The organism is Kitasatospora sp. NBC_01300 (assembly GCF_041435235.1).
Taxonomy (GTDB): Bacteria; Actinomycetota; Actinomycetes; order Streptomycetales; family Streptomycetaceae; genus Kitasatospora.
In genome coordinates, this window is the sequence record NZ_CP108408.1 from 5,976,264 (window position 1) to 5,989,764 (window position 13,501).

A 13,501-nucleotide genomic window follows, 5' to 3' on the forward strand; every position below is an offset into this window, starting at 1 on the left:
CCGGCCTGTGCGGCCCACGCTCACTCGGGACGCCCGAGGGCGTGGCCGCCGAAACCCCCGCCGCCGGTGATCTGACGGCGCCACCAGGCGTCCATCCCCGGTTCGTCCATGGCCGACCAGTCCGGTGCGGCGGCGACCTGCTCCCGGCCGAGCCGTCGGCCCAGTTCCACCAGCTCCCGCCCGACCACGCCCCGCTCCTGGTCGTACGTGGCCAGCAGGGCCGGCCAGGACCCGCCGTCCGCGGCGGCGGCCCGCCCGGCCCGCTCGAAGGCGTGCGCGTCCTGCAGGGCCTTCACCGCGCCGCTGGTGTTGTGCGGGCGGACGACGGTGGCCGCGTCCCCGCCGAGGAGCAGCCGGCCGGCCGTGCGGCGCGGGGTCTCCAGGTCGTAGACGGGCTGGAGGAAGGTCCGCTCGCGCGGGGTGAGGGTGACCAGGGCGGACCAGTACGGCGGCAGGTGCCGTTCGGCGAGCAGGCGCAGGTCGTCCAGCTGCCCGTCGGTGAGGGTGCCCGCCGGGATGCTGGTCGGGCCGTCGAGGCCTAGCCAGGCGGGGGTGGGCGCGTAGAAGACCCAGTTCACCTGGGTGGTGCCGGCGGTGAGCCCGGGGATGCGGTAGATCACGACCTGGCCGCCGGGGTAGCAGACGGTGGCGCACTCGTCCTCCGGCCAGGCCGCGGCGCCGCCGGGCAGCTCCGTCAGCAGCGCGGCGTCGTAGCTGCCGCGCCAGCACACGTACCCGGCGTACGCGGGCCGGGCCTGCGGGCAGACCGCCGCGCGGACCACCGAGCGGTAGCCGTCGGCGCCGATCACCAGGTCGTACGGTTCGCGGGTGCCGTCGGGGCCGGCCGTCCAGGCGCCGTCCTGGTCGGTGCCGGCCGCGGTGACGGTGTGGCCTTGCCGGAACTCGACCCGGTCGGGGGTGCGTTCGCGCAGGGCCTGCCACAGGACGGCCCAGTGGTGGGAGTGGAACGGCATCGGCTGGTTCCAGAGCACCCGCCCGCGCCCGTCCGGTCCGTCGTCGGTGCGGTCCTCGGCCGTCTCCCGGGTGGCCCAGCGGCGGACGGTGAGGCGGTGGCGGCGGATGCCGTCGTGGAGGTGGCCGGCGCGGACCAGTTCGTCGAAGCGGTCGTCGTTGATGCAGATCCCGACGCCGCGGTCCTCCAGCTGGCCCTCGCTGCGTTCCAGGACGACGATCCGGTCCGCTCCCAGCCGGGCGGCGGCCCCGGCGAAGGCGCTTCCGGCGATGCTGCCGCCGATCACGGCTATCGAGCTATCCCGCATGGCGGTCCTCTCCCGGCTGCCCACACTACCGATCCGACGATACGCGGATGATGTCCGCGAGTTGACGGGAACCGGTAGAGCGCGGGGGCCCGGCCCGCGACCTCCTTATGCAACTAGTTGCACATCGAGCCGTCGTCCCCTACTCTGCGGTAACACCGACCCCCGCCGCCCCCAGGAGACGTCGATGAGCGCGTCGATGAGCACCACCCCCGGCAGCAGCCGCTACCCGCACCTGCTCAGCCCGCTCGACCTCGGCTTCACCACCCTGCCCAACCGCGTCGTCATGGGCTCCATGCACGTCGGCCTGGAGGAGGCCCCCGACGGCTACCGGCGGATGGCCGAGTTCTACGCCGAGCGGGCCCGCGGCGGCGTCGGCCTCATCGTCACCGGCGGCATCGCCCCCAACGAGGCCGGGCGCCCCTGGGAGGGTGGCGCGATGCTCACCACCGGGGCCGAAGCCGACCGCCACCGCGTCGTCACCGACGCCGTGCACGCCGCCGGCGGGAAGATCGCCCTGCAGATCCTGCACTTCGGCCGCTACGCCTACCACCGCGACCTGGTCGCCCCCAGCGCCCTCCAGGCCCCGATCAGCCCCTTCGTCCCGCACGAGCTCACCGCCGCACAGGTCGAGCAGACCATCGAGGACTTCGTCCGCTGCGCCGAACTCGCCCGCCGCGCCGGGTACGACGGCGTCGAGATCATGGGCTCCGAGGGCTACCTGATCAACGAGTTCGTCGTCGCCGCCACCAACCGGCGCGAGGACGAGTGGGGCGGCCCGTACGAGCGCCGGATGCGCTTCCCGGTGGAGATCGTCCGCCGGGTCCGCGAGCGGGTCGGCGAGGACTTCATCATCGTCTACCGCCTCTCCATGCTCGACCTGGTGCCCGGCGGCTCCACCCTCGACGAGGTCGTCCGCCTCGCCCAGGCCGTCGAGGCCGCCGGGGCGACCATCATCAACACCGGCATCGGCTGGCACGAGGCCCGCATCCCCACCATCGCCACCTCCGTGCCGCGCGGCGCCTTCGCCTGGGCGACCAGGAAGGTGATGGGCACCGTCGGCATCCCGCTGGTCACCACCAACCGCATCAACACCCCGGAAATCGCCGAGCAGTTGCTCGCCGACGGCTGCGCCGACCTGGTCTCGCTGGCCCGTCCGCTGCTCGCCGACGCCGACTTCGTCGCCAAGGCGGAGGACGGCCGCGCCGACGCCATCAACACCTGCATCGGCTGCAACCAGGCCTGCCTCGACCACACCTTCAGCGGCCTGATCACCTCCTGCCTGGTCAACCCGCGCGCCTGCCACGAGACCGAACTCGTGCTCGCGCCCACCAGGCTGCGCAAGCGCATCGGCGTCGTCGGAGCCGGCCCCGCCGGGCTCGCGTTCGCCGTCTCCGCCGCCGAACGCGGCCACGACGTCACCCTGTTCGACGCCGCCGCGGCGATCGGCGGGCAGCTGAACACCGCCCGGCTCGTGCCCGGCAAGGAGGAGTTCGACGAGACGCTGCGCTACTACCGCACCCGGCTCGCCGAGTTGGCCGTCACCCAGCGCCTCGGCACCACCGCCACCGCCGACCAGCTCGTCGCCGAGGACTTCGACGAACTCGTCCTCGCCACCGGCGTCACCCCGCGAACCCCCGCCGACCTGCCGGGAGTCGACCACCCCAGCGTCGTCGGCTACCTCGACGTCCTGCGCGACGGCGCCCCCGTCGGCGAGCGGGTCGCCATCCTCGGCGCGGGCGGCATCGGCTTCGACGTCGCAGGCTTCCTCACCGACCCGGGCGACGCGGCCAGCCTCGACCCGGCCGTGTTCCAGGCCAAGTGGGGCATCGACCCGGAGTACCGCGAGCGCGGCGGACTGCGCCGCCCCGAGCGGCCCGCACCGCCGCGCGCCGTCCACCTGCTCCAGCGCAAGACCAGCAAGGTCGGTGCCGGGCTCGGCAAGACCACCGGCTGGATCCACCGCACCGAACTCCGGCACCGCGGCGTCACCATGGTCGCCGGCGCGACGTACGACCTGATCGACGACGCCGGCCTGCACTTCACCGTCGACGGCGAGCGCCAACTGCTGCCCGTGGACACCGTGGTGCTCTGCACCGGCCAGGAGCCGCGCCGCGACCTCTACGAGGCGCTGCGCGAGCGCGGCCTGGAGGCCCACCTGATCGGCGGCGCCGACGTTGCCGCCGAACTCGACGCCAAGCGGGCCATCAAGCAGGGCACCGAACTGGCCGCCGCGATCTGACCCTTCCGTGCGCGCCGGGTCCTGCCCGGCAGGACGGGACCCGGGCACGCCTCGGGCACGCCCTAGGATCGACGGCATGTCGCTGCCGCACGCCATCCTCACCGCCCTGCTGGAGAAACCGTCCTCGGGGCTGGAGCTGACGCGGCGCTTCGACAAGTCGATCGGCTTCTTCTGGCCCGCCACCCACCAGCAGATCTACCGCGAGTTGGGCCGGCTGGAGGCCTCCGGACAGATCCGGGCCCTCCAGCCGTCCGGCCCCGTCCGCGGGCAGAAGAAGGAGTACGAGGTCCTGCCCGAGGGCCGCGCCGAACTCGCCCGTTGGACGGCCGAGGGCGCCGAGCCGCGCGCCGTCCGCGAACCGCTGCTGCTGCGGCTGCGCGCCGCCGCAGTGGTCGGCACGGACGGCCTGGCGGCCGAGGTGCGGCGGCACCTGGCGCTGCACCGCGCGCAGTTGGACGACTACCGGGAGATCGAGCGGCGCGACTTCCCGGCCGAGGCGACGGCAGGGGCGACAGCGGGGGAGACGGCCGGGGAGGCGGCCGGGGAGAACCGCCTCCAGCACGCCGTGCTGCGGGCGGGCATCGGGCTGGAGGCCTTCTGGGTGCAGTGGCTCGCCGAAACCCTCGAAACCCTCGAAGCGCTCGACGTGCCTCTGACGGACCAGGCGGACCAGGCGGACCAGCGGGACCAGCCGGGCCAGGGGGTCTGACCTGCGGCGATCCGCGCCCGCGAGCCCCCTGCCAGGCCCGGTGGGACACTGGTGCCTGTCCCTGCCCGCGCTCTCGACCGGGGGGCCCGCATGTCCCACCCGAAGCCGCTCCACGCCCTCGCCGCCGCAGCCCTCGCCGCGGCGGTCGCCTTGGGCCCGGCCCACCTCGCCGCGGCCGCGACGCCCGGCCGGCCCGCCCCGGGCCTGCCCACCTCCGACCAACTCACCGCGGCCCTGCTCACCGTCGACGACGTCGGCCCGGGCTTCACCCAGGTCCCCAGCACGGCCAGCCCCAGCCCCAGCGCCGGCCCCAGTACGATGCCGTCCCCGGCCAACAGCTGCGACGCCCTCAGCGACCTGATCAACATGCACACCGGCGTCCCCGGCCCCGAGACCCCGCACGCCGAGGCCGAACTGGACGGCCCGGGCGGCAACCCGATGGTGACCGAGTCCCTCACCGCCGAGGACGCGGGAAAGCTCACCACCGACCTCGACGCCGCCACCACGGCCCTCAAGGGCTGCCACACCATCACCTTCAACGCCGGCACCAACGACACGGTGACCTTCACCGTCACGCCGGTCACCCTCGGCGACCGCCAGGACGCGCCCGCCGTCCGCCTCGACGGCACCCTGGCGGGCGTCCAGCTGAACGCCTTCGTCGGCGTCGAGCGCTTCGGCACCGTCGGCATGGCCTTCGGCTTCTTCCAGCGCGGCGGCGACTCCCCCCAACTGGCCTCCTTCCAGTACCGCGCCGCCGTCGCCAAGGCCCAGCGCGCCCTCGGCACCACCGCCGGCAGCACCACCCCGCCCACCGCCACGGCCCCCGTCACCCAGGGCACCTCGGTCTGAGCCGGACAACGCGACGGCCCCCGCCGAGCACGTGGCTCGACGGGGGCCGCGGTGTGCGGGTGAGCGCCGCCACCGGTGCTCGTGAAGCCGTATCGGGCGGGTGCGGAGCCGGCGGTGTCGGCGGTGTCGGCCGGTCAGGCGCTGATGCGCCGCCGGTCCTGTACGGGGGTCGGCGCCGGGGCCGGGGTGCGGCCGGCGAGGCGGCAGCCGAGGCAGTGGGGGTGGCCCCCGCGGCCGGCGGGGTCGGGGGTGCGCCAGTGCCGGTGGGCGGGCGGGCGCGGGCCGGTGGGTTTGCCCCAGCCGGCGAGGTGGAGCAGCCAGCTGGCGAGCGCGCCGAGGGCGGTGAGGATCCCGCCGGCCCAGAGCCCGGCGGCCGAGCCGAGGGCGAGGGCCGCGCCCGCGACGGTGAAGCCGAGGATCGCGATGACGGAGCCGGTCCAGCCGGCGATGGTGTGCCCCATGTCGTGGTCGCCGTGTGCGCTCATTGCTCCTCGTTTGGTGTGATGGGCGGGTCGGGATGGGCGGGTCGGACCGTTTATCTCACGAGCTAAGTAACTTAGATGCTAAGGAGATATCGAGTGAAGGGCAAGCCGCGCCCCCAGGCGACGCCCGAGCAGGCGCTCTACGCGATGGACCGGATGATCGCGCTGGCGCAGTTCGGCCAGCAGGACATCGCCGCCCGGCTCGGCCTCAACGTCACCGACCTGACCTGCCTCGGCTTCGTCATCGAGGCCGCGATGGCCGGGGAGCCGCTGGCCGCCGGCGACCTCGCCGAGCGCGCGCAGCTGACCACCGGCGCGGTGACCGGCGTGCTCAACCGGCTGGAGAGGACCGGCTACGCCCGCCGCGAGGCCGACCCGGCCGACCGCCGGCGCGTCCGCGTGGTGATGGCGGAGGACGCGCAGCAGCGCATCCTCCAGGTCTACGGCCCGTTCTACGAGCGGATCGGCGCGCTGTTCGCCGACTACACGCCGGACGAGATCGCGGTGATCGCCGACTGGTTCACCCGGGCCAAGGGGGTGCTGGGGGAGTCGCTGGAGGAGATCCGGGCCGAAACGCCGTAGCGGCCGACCCCGGGGAGGGGCCGGCCGCCACGGCCTCGGAGCAGCGTCTCGGCGCCAGTGCCTCAGGGCAGGTACGTCACCTCGGGGAAGGCCGCGGACGGGCCGTCGAGGAGGCGGCTGGCGCGGTGCCGCAGGTGCAGGTCGAAGAAGGCCACCGGGTACGCCTGCTGGATCTTCACCGCGCGGGCCGGGTCGAGGGTGCCGATCATGCCCCGGACCTGTTCGTCGGTCAGGCCGAGGAGCTTGGCGGCCTGCGGGATCAGCACCTGGTTGTCGCCGTACGAGACGTGCACGGCGCCCTGGGCCTGGACGTCGAGCCGCCAGCCGCGCAGGTGCGGCCAGAACTCCGCGACGGCCGGCTGCCCGGCCCGGGTGAACTCGGCGGTCATCATCATGAACGGCCGGTCCAGGTCGGTGGTGATGGTCGGCTGCATCGGGCCGTCCAGGCTCAGCCCGGCGCGGACGCGCCGGTCGGTGAGCATGGTGTAGACGGTGGCCGTACCGCCCTTCGACCAGCCGAACATGCCGATCCGGTCCGGGTCGAGGGCGTGCAGCAGCCCGGCGGGCAGCGGCTTGCCGTCGGCGTCGGGGTTGCGCCCGGCGGCGAGGGCCTCGACCTGGTCGAGGAGGAAACGGATGTCCGCGGCGAAGTCCTTCGGCCCCATCGGGATGCTCCGGTCCGGGGTGAGGACCAGGCCGTCGGGGAACTCGGTGATCGCGTCGCGGGTGTGGTCGACGGTGACCACCACGTAGCCGTGGCTGGCGAGTTCCTGGACCATCACGGTGTGGTCGGCGCGGTGGCTGTGCGCGCCGTGCGAGTAGACGACGACGGGCAGACGGCGGCCCGCGCGGTGGACCGGGGCGCCCACGCGGCCGGAGGTGAGCGGGGCGAGGGCGGGGTCGATGGCGAAGCCCGTGTCCGCGAGGAACGCCCGCAGTGCGCCGTCGGCCATCCAGGGCGCGAGCGGGTACGCCCCGGCCTCGCGGGCGGGGTACCAGACGCTCGCCATCAGCTCGCGGAACCGGCCCGGGCCGGCCAGCGGGTCCGGGCGGGAGGCGTCGAGCAGGTGCAGCGGGACGGTGCCCACGGGGTGCGGCCCGGTGGGTTCGGGCAGGGTGAGCCGCGCCGGGCCGCCGGTGGCGGTGGGCGTGGTGGCCCCGGGGATGGTGGCCCCGGGGGTGGTGGCCCCGCCCGCCGCCCATGCGGGGCGGGCGAGGGCGAGCGGTGCGGCGGCCCCGGCGGCCCCGGCAGCCAGTGCGGCCCCCAGCAGACGGCGGCGCGTCATGGCGTGTCGGCTCGTGAACGGTGTGGTGGTCATGGGCCCTCCCTGGGTGTGCTGGACAGAACCGGGCCGAGGCGCGCGGTCTTCGCAGGTGCGGCCGTCGTTCGACACCGGACCGCCGGGGAAGCACCCCTGACGGACCGTCCGATGGATCTCCGTGCACCTGATCGGAAGGCTGTCATCGCGGCGCACCCGGCCACATCCGACCACCGGATGACGGTGCGGCCGTGCGCATTGGCCCGGGGGTTTACATCCGTGGGCTGATGCGGCGGCGCGCCGGGGCGGGGCGGCGCATAGCGTTCACGCTCAATCCAATGCAACGAGTGGCATGACTGACGTTGCGTTAAATCTGTGACTGTTGCAACGATAATGTGGCTCTGGCCTGCAATGATGCTGATTGTGCGCAACATGACTGTTGCCATGCATCGTGAAGGCAACGTAGCGTTTCTGTTGTCGGAAACAACGAGCCACAGGAGAGCATCATGCAGAAGTTCGCCACCCCCGCCCCGGTCTCCGCCGTCCTCGACATCCCCGCCGGACGCATCCGGTTCATCGCCGCCGACCGGGCCGACACCACGGTCGAGGTCCTGCCCGCCGACGCCTCGAAGAGCCGCGACGTGAAGGCGGCGGAGCGGACCACCGTCGAATACGCCGACGGCGTCCTGCGGATCGAGGCGGCGGCGGCCGAGAGCCGGATCCTCGGCCAGTCCGGCACCGTCGAGGTGACCGTCCAACTGCCCGCCGGCTCCCGCATCCAGGTGAAGACGGCCAGCGCCGAACTCCGCGGCGTCGGACGTCTCGGCGACGTCACCTTCGAAGGCGCGCAGGCCTCGGTCAAGCTCGACGAGACCGCCGGCGCTTACCTCGCCGTCCTCGCCGGTGACATCTCCGTCGGCCGCCTCAACGGTCCCGCGGAGATCACCACCGCCAAGGGCGACATCCACATCACCGAAGCCGTACACGGCACGGTCACGCTGCGCACCGAGGCCGGCGACGTGTCCGTCGGCGCCGCCCGCGGCGTCTCCGCCTCCCTGGACGCCGGTACCACCTACGGCCGGATCCACAACGCGCTCAAGAACGCTGACGGTGCCGCCGCCGGCCTGAGCATCCACGCGACCACCGCCTACGGCGACATCACCGCCCGCAGCCTCTGAAGCCGCTGCCGCACCCGCAGCCCGCACCCGCACACTCCGATCGCGAGACAAGGAACAACCATGAGTGAATCCCGCTACGCCGCCGAGATCGCCGTCGATGACGTCGCCGCCGGGCAGAACCGCCCGGAACTGCAGCAGGCCATCCAGGAGTTCGTCGACGCCGGTTTCGCCGGGATACAACTGCGCGTGCACGACGAACGCGGGGAGTGGGTCGGCAGCGCCGGGGTGCGCAAGCTGGGTGAGGCCGCAAAGCCGTTGGTGGACGGGAAGTTCTGGGTGGGCAGCACCACCAAGACCTTCGTCGCGACCCTGGTGCTGCACCTGGTGGCCGACGGCGCGATCGGGCTGGACACCCCGGTGGCCGACCACCTGCCGCAGTTCGGGCTGGACCGGCGGATCACCGTACGGATGCTGCTCCAGCACACCAGCGGATTGGCCAGCTACACCGGCGACCTCGAACCCGACGGGACGTTCGTACCGGGGATCCCCGCGATGGGCAAGGAGTGGGTGGACAACCGGTTCCACAGCTACCGGCCGGAAGAACTCGTGCAGTTCGCCCTCTCCAAGCCGGCACGGTTCGAGCCGGGCACCGACCAGAGCTACTCCAACACCAACTACACACTGGCCGTGCTCCTGATCGAGCAGGCCGGCGGCCGCCCGTACGCCGAGGAGATGTGGCGGCGGATCCTGCGGCCGCTCGGACTGCGGGACACCGTGGTGCCGGGCGACTCGCCGGAGCTCCCCGGGCCGCACGCCCACGGCTACTACCGCTACCAGGACGGCGACCAGTGGAAGGTGGTCGACGTCGCGCGCCAGAACCTCTCCCTCCTGGTCGGCGCCGGCGACCTGATCTCCACCACCCGGGACCTCCGCACGTTCTTCGCCGCACTCCTGGGCGGCAAGCTCCTGCCCGCCCCGCTGCTGGACGAGATGCGCACGCCGCACGGGGCGCTCGGCTACGGCCTGGGCCTGTTCGTCCAGGACCTCGGCCCGGACGGCGGCACCATCGTCCACCACAACGGCGGCGCCCCCGGCGGCTACGGGGCACTGATGATCGGCACCCCCGACGGCAGCAAGACCCTGACCGCCGGGCTCACCACCGGCGACTCCGCATCCGACCCGGCGCAGGAGTTCCCGAAGGCGCTGGACCGGCTCATCAAGGCGGTGTTCGGCAGCGGCGGCAGCGGCGTGCGAGCCGAGGGCTGACGGCGTGCGGTTTCGGTGCGTGGAGTGGGAAGTCGGCGGGGCCGACTTCCCACTCCACGCGTTTTAGAGGTGGTGCCCCGGCGCGCAGCGGTGGCGAGGCGGGAGTGAAGCGTGAAGCCGCGCTCCGGAAGGTGCCCGGCGTATTCGCGTCAGCGGCATGCTCCGCGATGGTGAATCGGCGTGGCGTAATGGAGCCTATGGAAGTTCAAGTTGAGCTCACCATTGAAAAGTTGACGTTACGTCAAATGCTGAATGGCACGGATGCCTCGGGTGTAGCGACCCGGGCCGCCGAGGGGGCCTCCGCCGACCCGGAGGAAACGGCGGCGTCCTGGACGTACGCTGACCACGGATTCGGCGAGCACTCAGAGTGCCTGTGCGAATGCGGAGGGTTGGCCTGTTGGTCGGCCCGGATCGGTCGGTCGAAAGGGTGGGTGATTGTCGTGGGTGGCGTCGAGCGCACGGTCTTCGATGACGGCGAGACGGTGGAGAACTCCGACGGTGTCGCGGAGTTCTACGCTGCGGTGGGCAAGTTGATCAGGCTCTTCCGGGAGCGGGCCGGGATGACGCAGCGCGAGCTGGCCGACAGGCTCGGGTACAGCGAGGACCAGCTGGGGGCGGTCGAGCGCGGCAAGCGGACGCCGAGAATCGAGATCCTGACCAAGGCGGACGAAGTCCTCAACGCGGGCGGTGCGTTGAGGGTCGTTGCGGACGACGTGATGAAGGCGAAGATCCGGATCAGCGAGCGGCATCCGGCCTACTCCAAGGCCTTCACGTCCGAGGAATGGCGGGCGATCGAGATCCATGACTACAGCACGATGGTCGTTCCGGGGCTGCTACAGACCGAGGCGTACATTCGCGCCCTGTACGAGATGCGACGACCGATGCTCTCTCCCGAACAGATCGACGAGTGGGTGGCGGCGCGACTGGCCCGGCAGGAGATCCTGACCCGTTGGCCTCAGCCGGTGGTGACGTGGGTGATCGACGAGAGCGTGTTGCGGCGACCCTTGGGAGGGTGGGACGTCCATGCTGAGCAACTCCAGCACCTGCTCAAGGTGGGCCAGATGCGAGGCCCTGAACTTCAGGTAATGCCGCTCGACCGGATGAACCACGCGGGAATGAGTGGCTCGTTCATTCTGCTCACGCCGAATGGGCGTTCGCAGATCGGGTACGTGGCGGCGCAGCATGTGAATCGTTTGGTCACGGACCCGGTCGAGGTCCGTAATATGGCCGCACGGTACAGCAGCATCCGGGCTCAGGCCCTGGGGCTGAGGGAGTCCCTGGCCCTGATCGAGCAGATTCTGGGAGAGCGGTAGGCATGGCCGAGCTGGACTGGTTCAAGAGCAGCTACAGCACCAACGAGGACGCCGCATGCGTCGAGGTCGCCGAGACGCCCGGCACCGTTCACGTGCGTGATTCCAAGGACAAGAGCGGCCCGCAGTTGGCGTTCGAGCCGACCGCGTGGCAGGCGTTCGTGGCGTTCGCTGCGACCGCCGAGGTCTGATTCAGCCTTCTCCCGACGGCTCGCCGCTTCCGTGCGGCGAGCCGTCGGCGTACCGTCGAACTGTTGGCGCTGTCCGACGTTTTGGGGGAGCAGTGAGTAGCGAGCTGGCGTGGTTCAAGAGCAGCTACAGCACGAACGAGGAAGCTCAGTGCGTCGAGGTCGCTATGACGCCCGGCACCGTTCACGTGCGTGATTCCAAGGACAAGAGCGGCCCGCAGTTGGCGTTCGAGCCGACCGTGTGGCGGGCGTTCGTGGCGTTCGCAGCGACGGCTGAGGTCTGATTCGGCCTTCTCCGTCGACGGTGTGCCGGGAAGTGACGGCCAATCGGCGGACGGGCGGGCGGGTTGTGGGTGTCGTCGGGCCGGTGTCGGGTGGGGGCTGCTACCAACGGTCCCATGTCCCATCACCTCAGCGGCCCCAACCTCCGCTCACCCCGAGGCGACTCGCGGCTCGACCTGACCGACGTGTTCGCCTTTCCGGCCGCCGATGCGCCCGGCCGGACTGTCCTGATCATGAACGCGAACCCCTACGCCCCCACCCAGGCGGCCGAGTTCCACCCCGACGCCGTCTACCGCATCAACATCGACAACGACGGCGACCACCGCGCCGACGTCGCCTACTCCTTCACCTTCTCCGCCCCCACCCACACCGGCGCCCAGACCGTCACCGTCCACCGCGCGACCGGCGCCGCCGCGCAGAAGCACGAGCCCACCGGGGACGTCCTGTTCTCCGAAGCCCCGGTCGCCTTCGGGGACGCGCCCGACGTCATCGAGGCGAACGGCCGCAAGCTCTCCGTCGGGCTGCGCAGCGACCCCTTCTTCGCCGATCTCGAAGGGATCGTCAACAACTTCACCTGGACCGGCAAGGACGCCATGGCCGACGCCAACGTCTTCGGCATCGCCCTCGAAGTCCCCGACGCCGACCTCGGCCCCGACCCGACGATCGGCGTCTGGGCCCGGGTCAGCCTCCGCCAGGACGGTCAGCTCGTCTCCGTCGACCGTGGCGCGCACCCCTCCCTCACCGCCTACTTCAACAAGGAGGAGGTGAAGGACGCGTACAACGCGGGCGAGCCGGCCGACGACTGGGACACCTACCGCGAGGCCTGGACGGCCGTCCTCCAGCACACCGGGGACTACACCACCGCGGCCGCCACCGAGACCCTCAAGCTCGTCCTCCCGGACATCCTCCGCTACGACCGCTCCCGCCCCGCCGCCTACCCCAACGGCCGCACCCTCGTCGACGACGTGACCTCGGCCCGCCTCACCATGGTCTCCGGCGGCAAGATCACCAGCGACCACATCCCCCCGCACACCGACGTCCTCCCCGTCTTCCCCCACCTCGGCCACCCGCACCCGGTCAAGTAGCGAGTCAAGTGCCCGGACGACAAAGCGGCGGTCAAGAATCCTTGACCGCCGCTTCGCACTTCCCGCTCTGATCATGTGCCAGGCTGTGCGCCCCCACCCGCGTATGAGGAGGTTCGGTGAACCACGCGCGCCCCCTGATCGAGGACTTCCCCGCCCACCCGGACGGCGACCCGGCCGGCGCCCTCGCCCGCGCCGTCCGCGAGCGCCGCACCGCCCTCGGCCTCTCCGTCGCGGACCTCGCCAAGCGCGCCGACCTCACCGACGCCCAGATCCGCGCCATCGAAGCCGGCCACGCCGCCCCCACCCTCCCCCTCCTCACCGCCCTCTCCCAGGCGCTGGAGGCTGCGCCGAAGCTGTGAGCGCTGAGGCCCGTGCCCTCTCCAGCTCGGCCACGAGGTCTTCGACCCGTCGGTTCGCCTTGGTCCCCCACCCGTAGCCGGCCAGCAGCGGCAGTTGGTCCGACTTGCCGTCGGCCAGGACCAGTTCCGGGAGGTCGGAGGAGAAGAGCGTTCCGGGAACCGTGGCCGACCGCACCTCCCGCACCTCGGACCAGGCGTAGGAGCGGGCCCGCAGCAGCCCGCAGTACTCCACGCCGTCCGCGCCGAAGGACACCCCGTAGACCGGGGAGCGGAGCGTCAGGACCAGGCCCGGAACCCCGGCGAGGACGATCGGTATGAGGTCGTCGACCCTGGTGGAGAACGCCGCCGACGACGCCGCGATCAGTGCGCACACGAGCCCGATCAGGAAGTACGCGAGCGCCCAGGGACTGCGTCTCTTCTGCATGATTTCCCCCAGTTGTGTTGTGCGTCGGGGCGCCATCCGAACTTCGGATGGCACCCCGACGGGGGTGGT

At 72.1% G+C, this 13,501-nt stretch carries 15 protein-coding genes; 11 read left to right on the forward strand and 4 right to left on the reverse strand.

The features are described 5' to 3' along the window. Positions 1-20: 20 nt before the first annotated feature. Positions 21-1,280 carry an FAD-dependent monooxygenase gene (locus OG556_RS26205; RefSeq protein ID WP_371520009.1) on the reverse strand — a complete coding sequence of 420 codons (1,260 nt, stop codon included), beginning with the start codon at positions 1,278-1,280 and terminating at the stop codon, positions 21-23. Positions 1,281-1,464: 184 nt separating this feature from the next. On the opposite strand from OG556_RS26205, the gene OG556_RS26210 reads away from it, so the two are divergent. From OG556_RS26210 to OG556_RS26220, 3 genes are all read left to right on the forward strand, one after another. Next, positions 1,465-3,519 carry an FAD-dependent oxidoreductase gene (locus tag OG556_RS26210; RefSeq protein ID WP_371520012.1) on the forward strand — a complete coding sequence of 685 codons (2,055 nt, stop codon included), beginning with the start codon at positions 1,465-1,467 and terminating at the stop codon, positions 3,517-3,519. A gap of 76 nt (positions 3,520-3,595) precedes the next feature. Further along, a complete protein-coding gene (locus OG556_RS26215) occupies positions 3,596-4,228 on the forward strand; it encodes a PadR family transcriptional regulator (protein WP_371520015.1) in 633 nt (210 codons plus the stop codon). A gap of 90 nt (positions 4,229-4,318) precedes the next feature. Beyond that, positions 4,319-5,077 (forward strand): hypothetical protein, encoded by a 759-nt coding sequence (locus OG556_RS26220; RefSeq protein ID WP_371520017.1) that lies wholly within the window; start codon positions 4,319-4,321, stop codon positions 5,075-5,077. Between the two features lie 134 nt (positions 5,078-5,211). On the opposite strand, the gene OG556_RS26225 is transcribed toward OG556_RS26220, so the two are convergent. Then, positions 5,212-5,562, reverse strand: a complete 351-nt coding sequence (locus OG556_RS26225; protein ID WP_371520020.1) for an HGxxPAAW family protein — start codon at positions 5,560-5,562, stop codon at positions 5,212-5,214. A gap of 93 nt (positions 5,563-5,655) precedes the next feature. On the opposite strand from OG556_RS26225, the gene OG556_RS26230 reads away from it, so the two are divergent. Further along, on the forward strand, positions 5,656-6,141 hold the full coding sequence (locus OG556_RS26230) for a MarR family transcriptional regulator (RefSeq protein ID WP_371520022.1): 486 nt from the start codon (positions 5,656-5,658) through the stop codon (positions 6,139-6,141). Between the two features lie 62 nt (positions 6,142-6,203). On the opposite strand, the gene OG556_RS26235 is transcribed toward OG556_RS26230, so the two are convergent. Next, positions 6,204-7,460, reverse strand: a complete 1,257-nt coding sequence (locus tag OG556_RS26235) for an alpha/beta hydrolase family protein (protein ID WP_371520025.1) — start codon at positions 7,458-7,460, stop codon at positions 6,204-6,206. A 446-nt stretch (positions 7,461-7,906) separates the two neighbouring features. Here OG556_RS26235 and OG556_RS26240 point away from each other — a divergent pair, with 446 nt between their 5' ends. The 7 genes from OG556_RS26240 (at position 7,907) to OG556_RS26270 (ending at position 13,008) form a co-directional block, all read left to right on the forward strand. Then, positions 7,907-8,578: a DUF4097 family beta strand repeat-containing protein gene (locus tag OG556_RS26240; RefSeq protein ID WP_371520027.1), complete on the forward strand. Its 672-nt coding sequence runs from the start codon at positions 7,907-7,909 to the stop codon at positions 8,576-8,578. 60 nt (positions 8,579-8,638) lie between these two features. Continuing rightward, the gene (locus OG556_RS26245; RefSeq protein ID WP_371520030.1) at positions 8,639-9,784 is read left to right on the forward strand and encodes a serine hydrolase domain-containing protein; all 1,146 of its coding nucleotides are present in this window, start codon (positions 8,639-8,641) and stop codon (positions 9,782-9,784) included. Between the two features lie 197 nt (positions 9,785-9,981). Next, on the forward strand, positions 9,982-11,097 hold the full coding sequence (locus tag OG556_RS26250) for a Scr1 family TA system antitoxin-like transcriptional regulator (protein ID WP_371520033.1): 1,116 nt from the start codon (positions 9,982-9,984) through the stop codon (positions 11,095-11,097). A 2-nt stretch (positions 11,098-11,099) separates the two neighbouring features. After that, entirely contained in the window at positions 11,100-11,285 is a 186-nt protein-coding gene (locus OG556_RS26255) for a DUF397 domain-containing protein (protein ID WP_371520036.1), read from the forward strand. Positions 11,286-11,377: 92 nt separating this feature from the next. Beyond that, complete coding sequence (locus tag OG556_RS26260; protein WP_371520039.1) at positions 11,378-11,566, forward strand: DUF397 domain-containing protein; 189 nt, start codon at positions 11,378-11,380, stop codon at positions 11,564-11,566. Between the two features lie 114 nt (positions 11,567-11,680). Further along, positions 11,681-12,649, forward strand: a complete 969-nt coding sequence (locus OG556_RS26265; protein ID WP_371520042.1) for a DUF4331 family protein — start codon at positions 11,681-11,683, stop codon at positions 12,647-12,649. A 116-nt stretch (positions 12,650-12,765) separates the two neighbouring features. Then, positions 12,766-13,008 carry a helix-turn-helix transcriptional regulator gene (locus OG556_RS26270; protein WP_371520046.1) on the forward strand — a complete coding sequence of 81 codons (243 nt, stop codon included), beginning with the start codon at positions 12,766-12,768 and terminating at the stop codon, positions 13,006-13,008. Here the strand turns inward: OG556_RS26270 and OG556_RS26275 are convergent. Continuing rightward, positions 12,965-13,432 (reverse strand): hypothetical protein, encoded by a 468-nt coding sequence (locus OG556_RS26275; RefSeq protein ID WP_371520049.1) that lies wholly within the window; start codon positions 13,430-13,432, stop codon positions 12,965-12,967. The two genes, OG556_RS26270 and OG556_RS26275, sit on opposite strands and share 44 nt — an antisense overlap. Positions 13,433-13,501 lie beyond the last annotated feature (69 nt).

Bases quoted from the DNA above. Each gene is read 5' to 3' on its own strand.
- OG556_RS26205 (WP_371520009.1), bottom strand. From the start codon at position 1,280: ATGCGGGATAGCTCGATAGCCGTGATCGGCGGCAGCATCGCCGGAAGC.
- OG556_RS26210 (WP_371520012.1), top strand. From the start codon at position 1,465: ATGAGCGCGTCGATGAGCACCACCCCCGGCAGCAGCCGCTACCCGCAC.
- OG556_RS26215 (WP_371520015.1), top strand. From the start codon at position 3,596: ATGTCGCTGCCGCACGCCATCCTCACCGCCCTGCTGGAGAAACCGTCC.
- OG556_RS26220 (WP_371520017.1), top strand. From the start codon at position 4,319: ATGTCCCACCCGAAGCCGCTCCACGCCCTCGCCGCCGCAGCCCTCGCC.
- OG556_RS26225 (WP_371520020.1), bottom strand. From the start codon at position 5,562: ATGAGCGCACACGGCGACCACGACATGGGGCACACCATCGCCGGCTGG.
- OG556_RS26235 (WP_371520025.1), bottom strand. From the start codon at position 7,460: ATGACCACCACACCGTTCACGAGCCGACACGCCATGACGCGCCGCCGT.
- OG556_RS26240 (WP_371520027.1), top strand. From the start codon at position 7,907: ATGCAGAAGTTCGCCACCCCCGCCCCGGTCTCCGCCGTCCTCGACATC.
- OG556_RS26245 (WP_371520030.1), top strand. From the start codon at position 8,639: ATGAGTGAATCCCGCTACGCCGCCGAGATCGCCGTCGATGACGTCGCC.
- OG556_RS26250 (WP_371520033.1), top strand. From the start codon at position 9,982: ATGGAAGTTCAAGTTGAGCTCACCATTGAAAAGTTGACGTTACGTCAA.
- OG556_RS26255 (WP_371520036.1), top strand. From the start codon at position 11,100: ATGGCCGAGCTGGACTGGTTCAAGAGCAGCTACAGCACCAACGAGGAC.
- OG556_RS26265 (WP_371520042.1), top strand. From the start codon at position 11,681: ATGTCCCATCACCTCAGCGGCCCCAACCTCCGCTCACCCCGAGGCGAC.
- OG556_RS26275 (WP_371520049.1), bottom strand. From the start codon at position 13,432: ATGCAGAAGAGACGCAGTCCCTGGGCGCTCGCGTACTTCCTGATCGGG.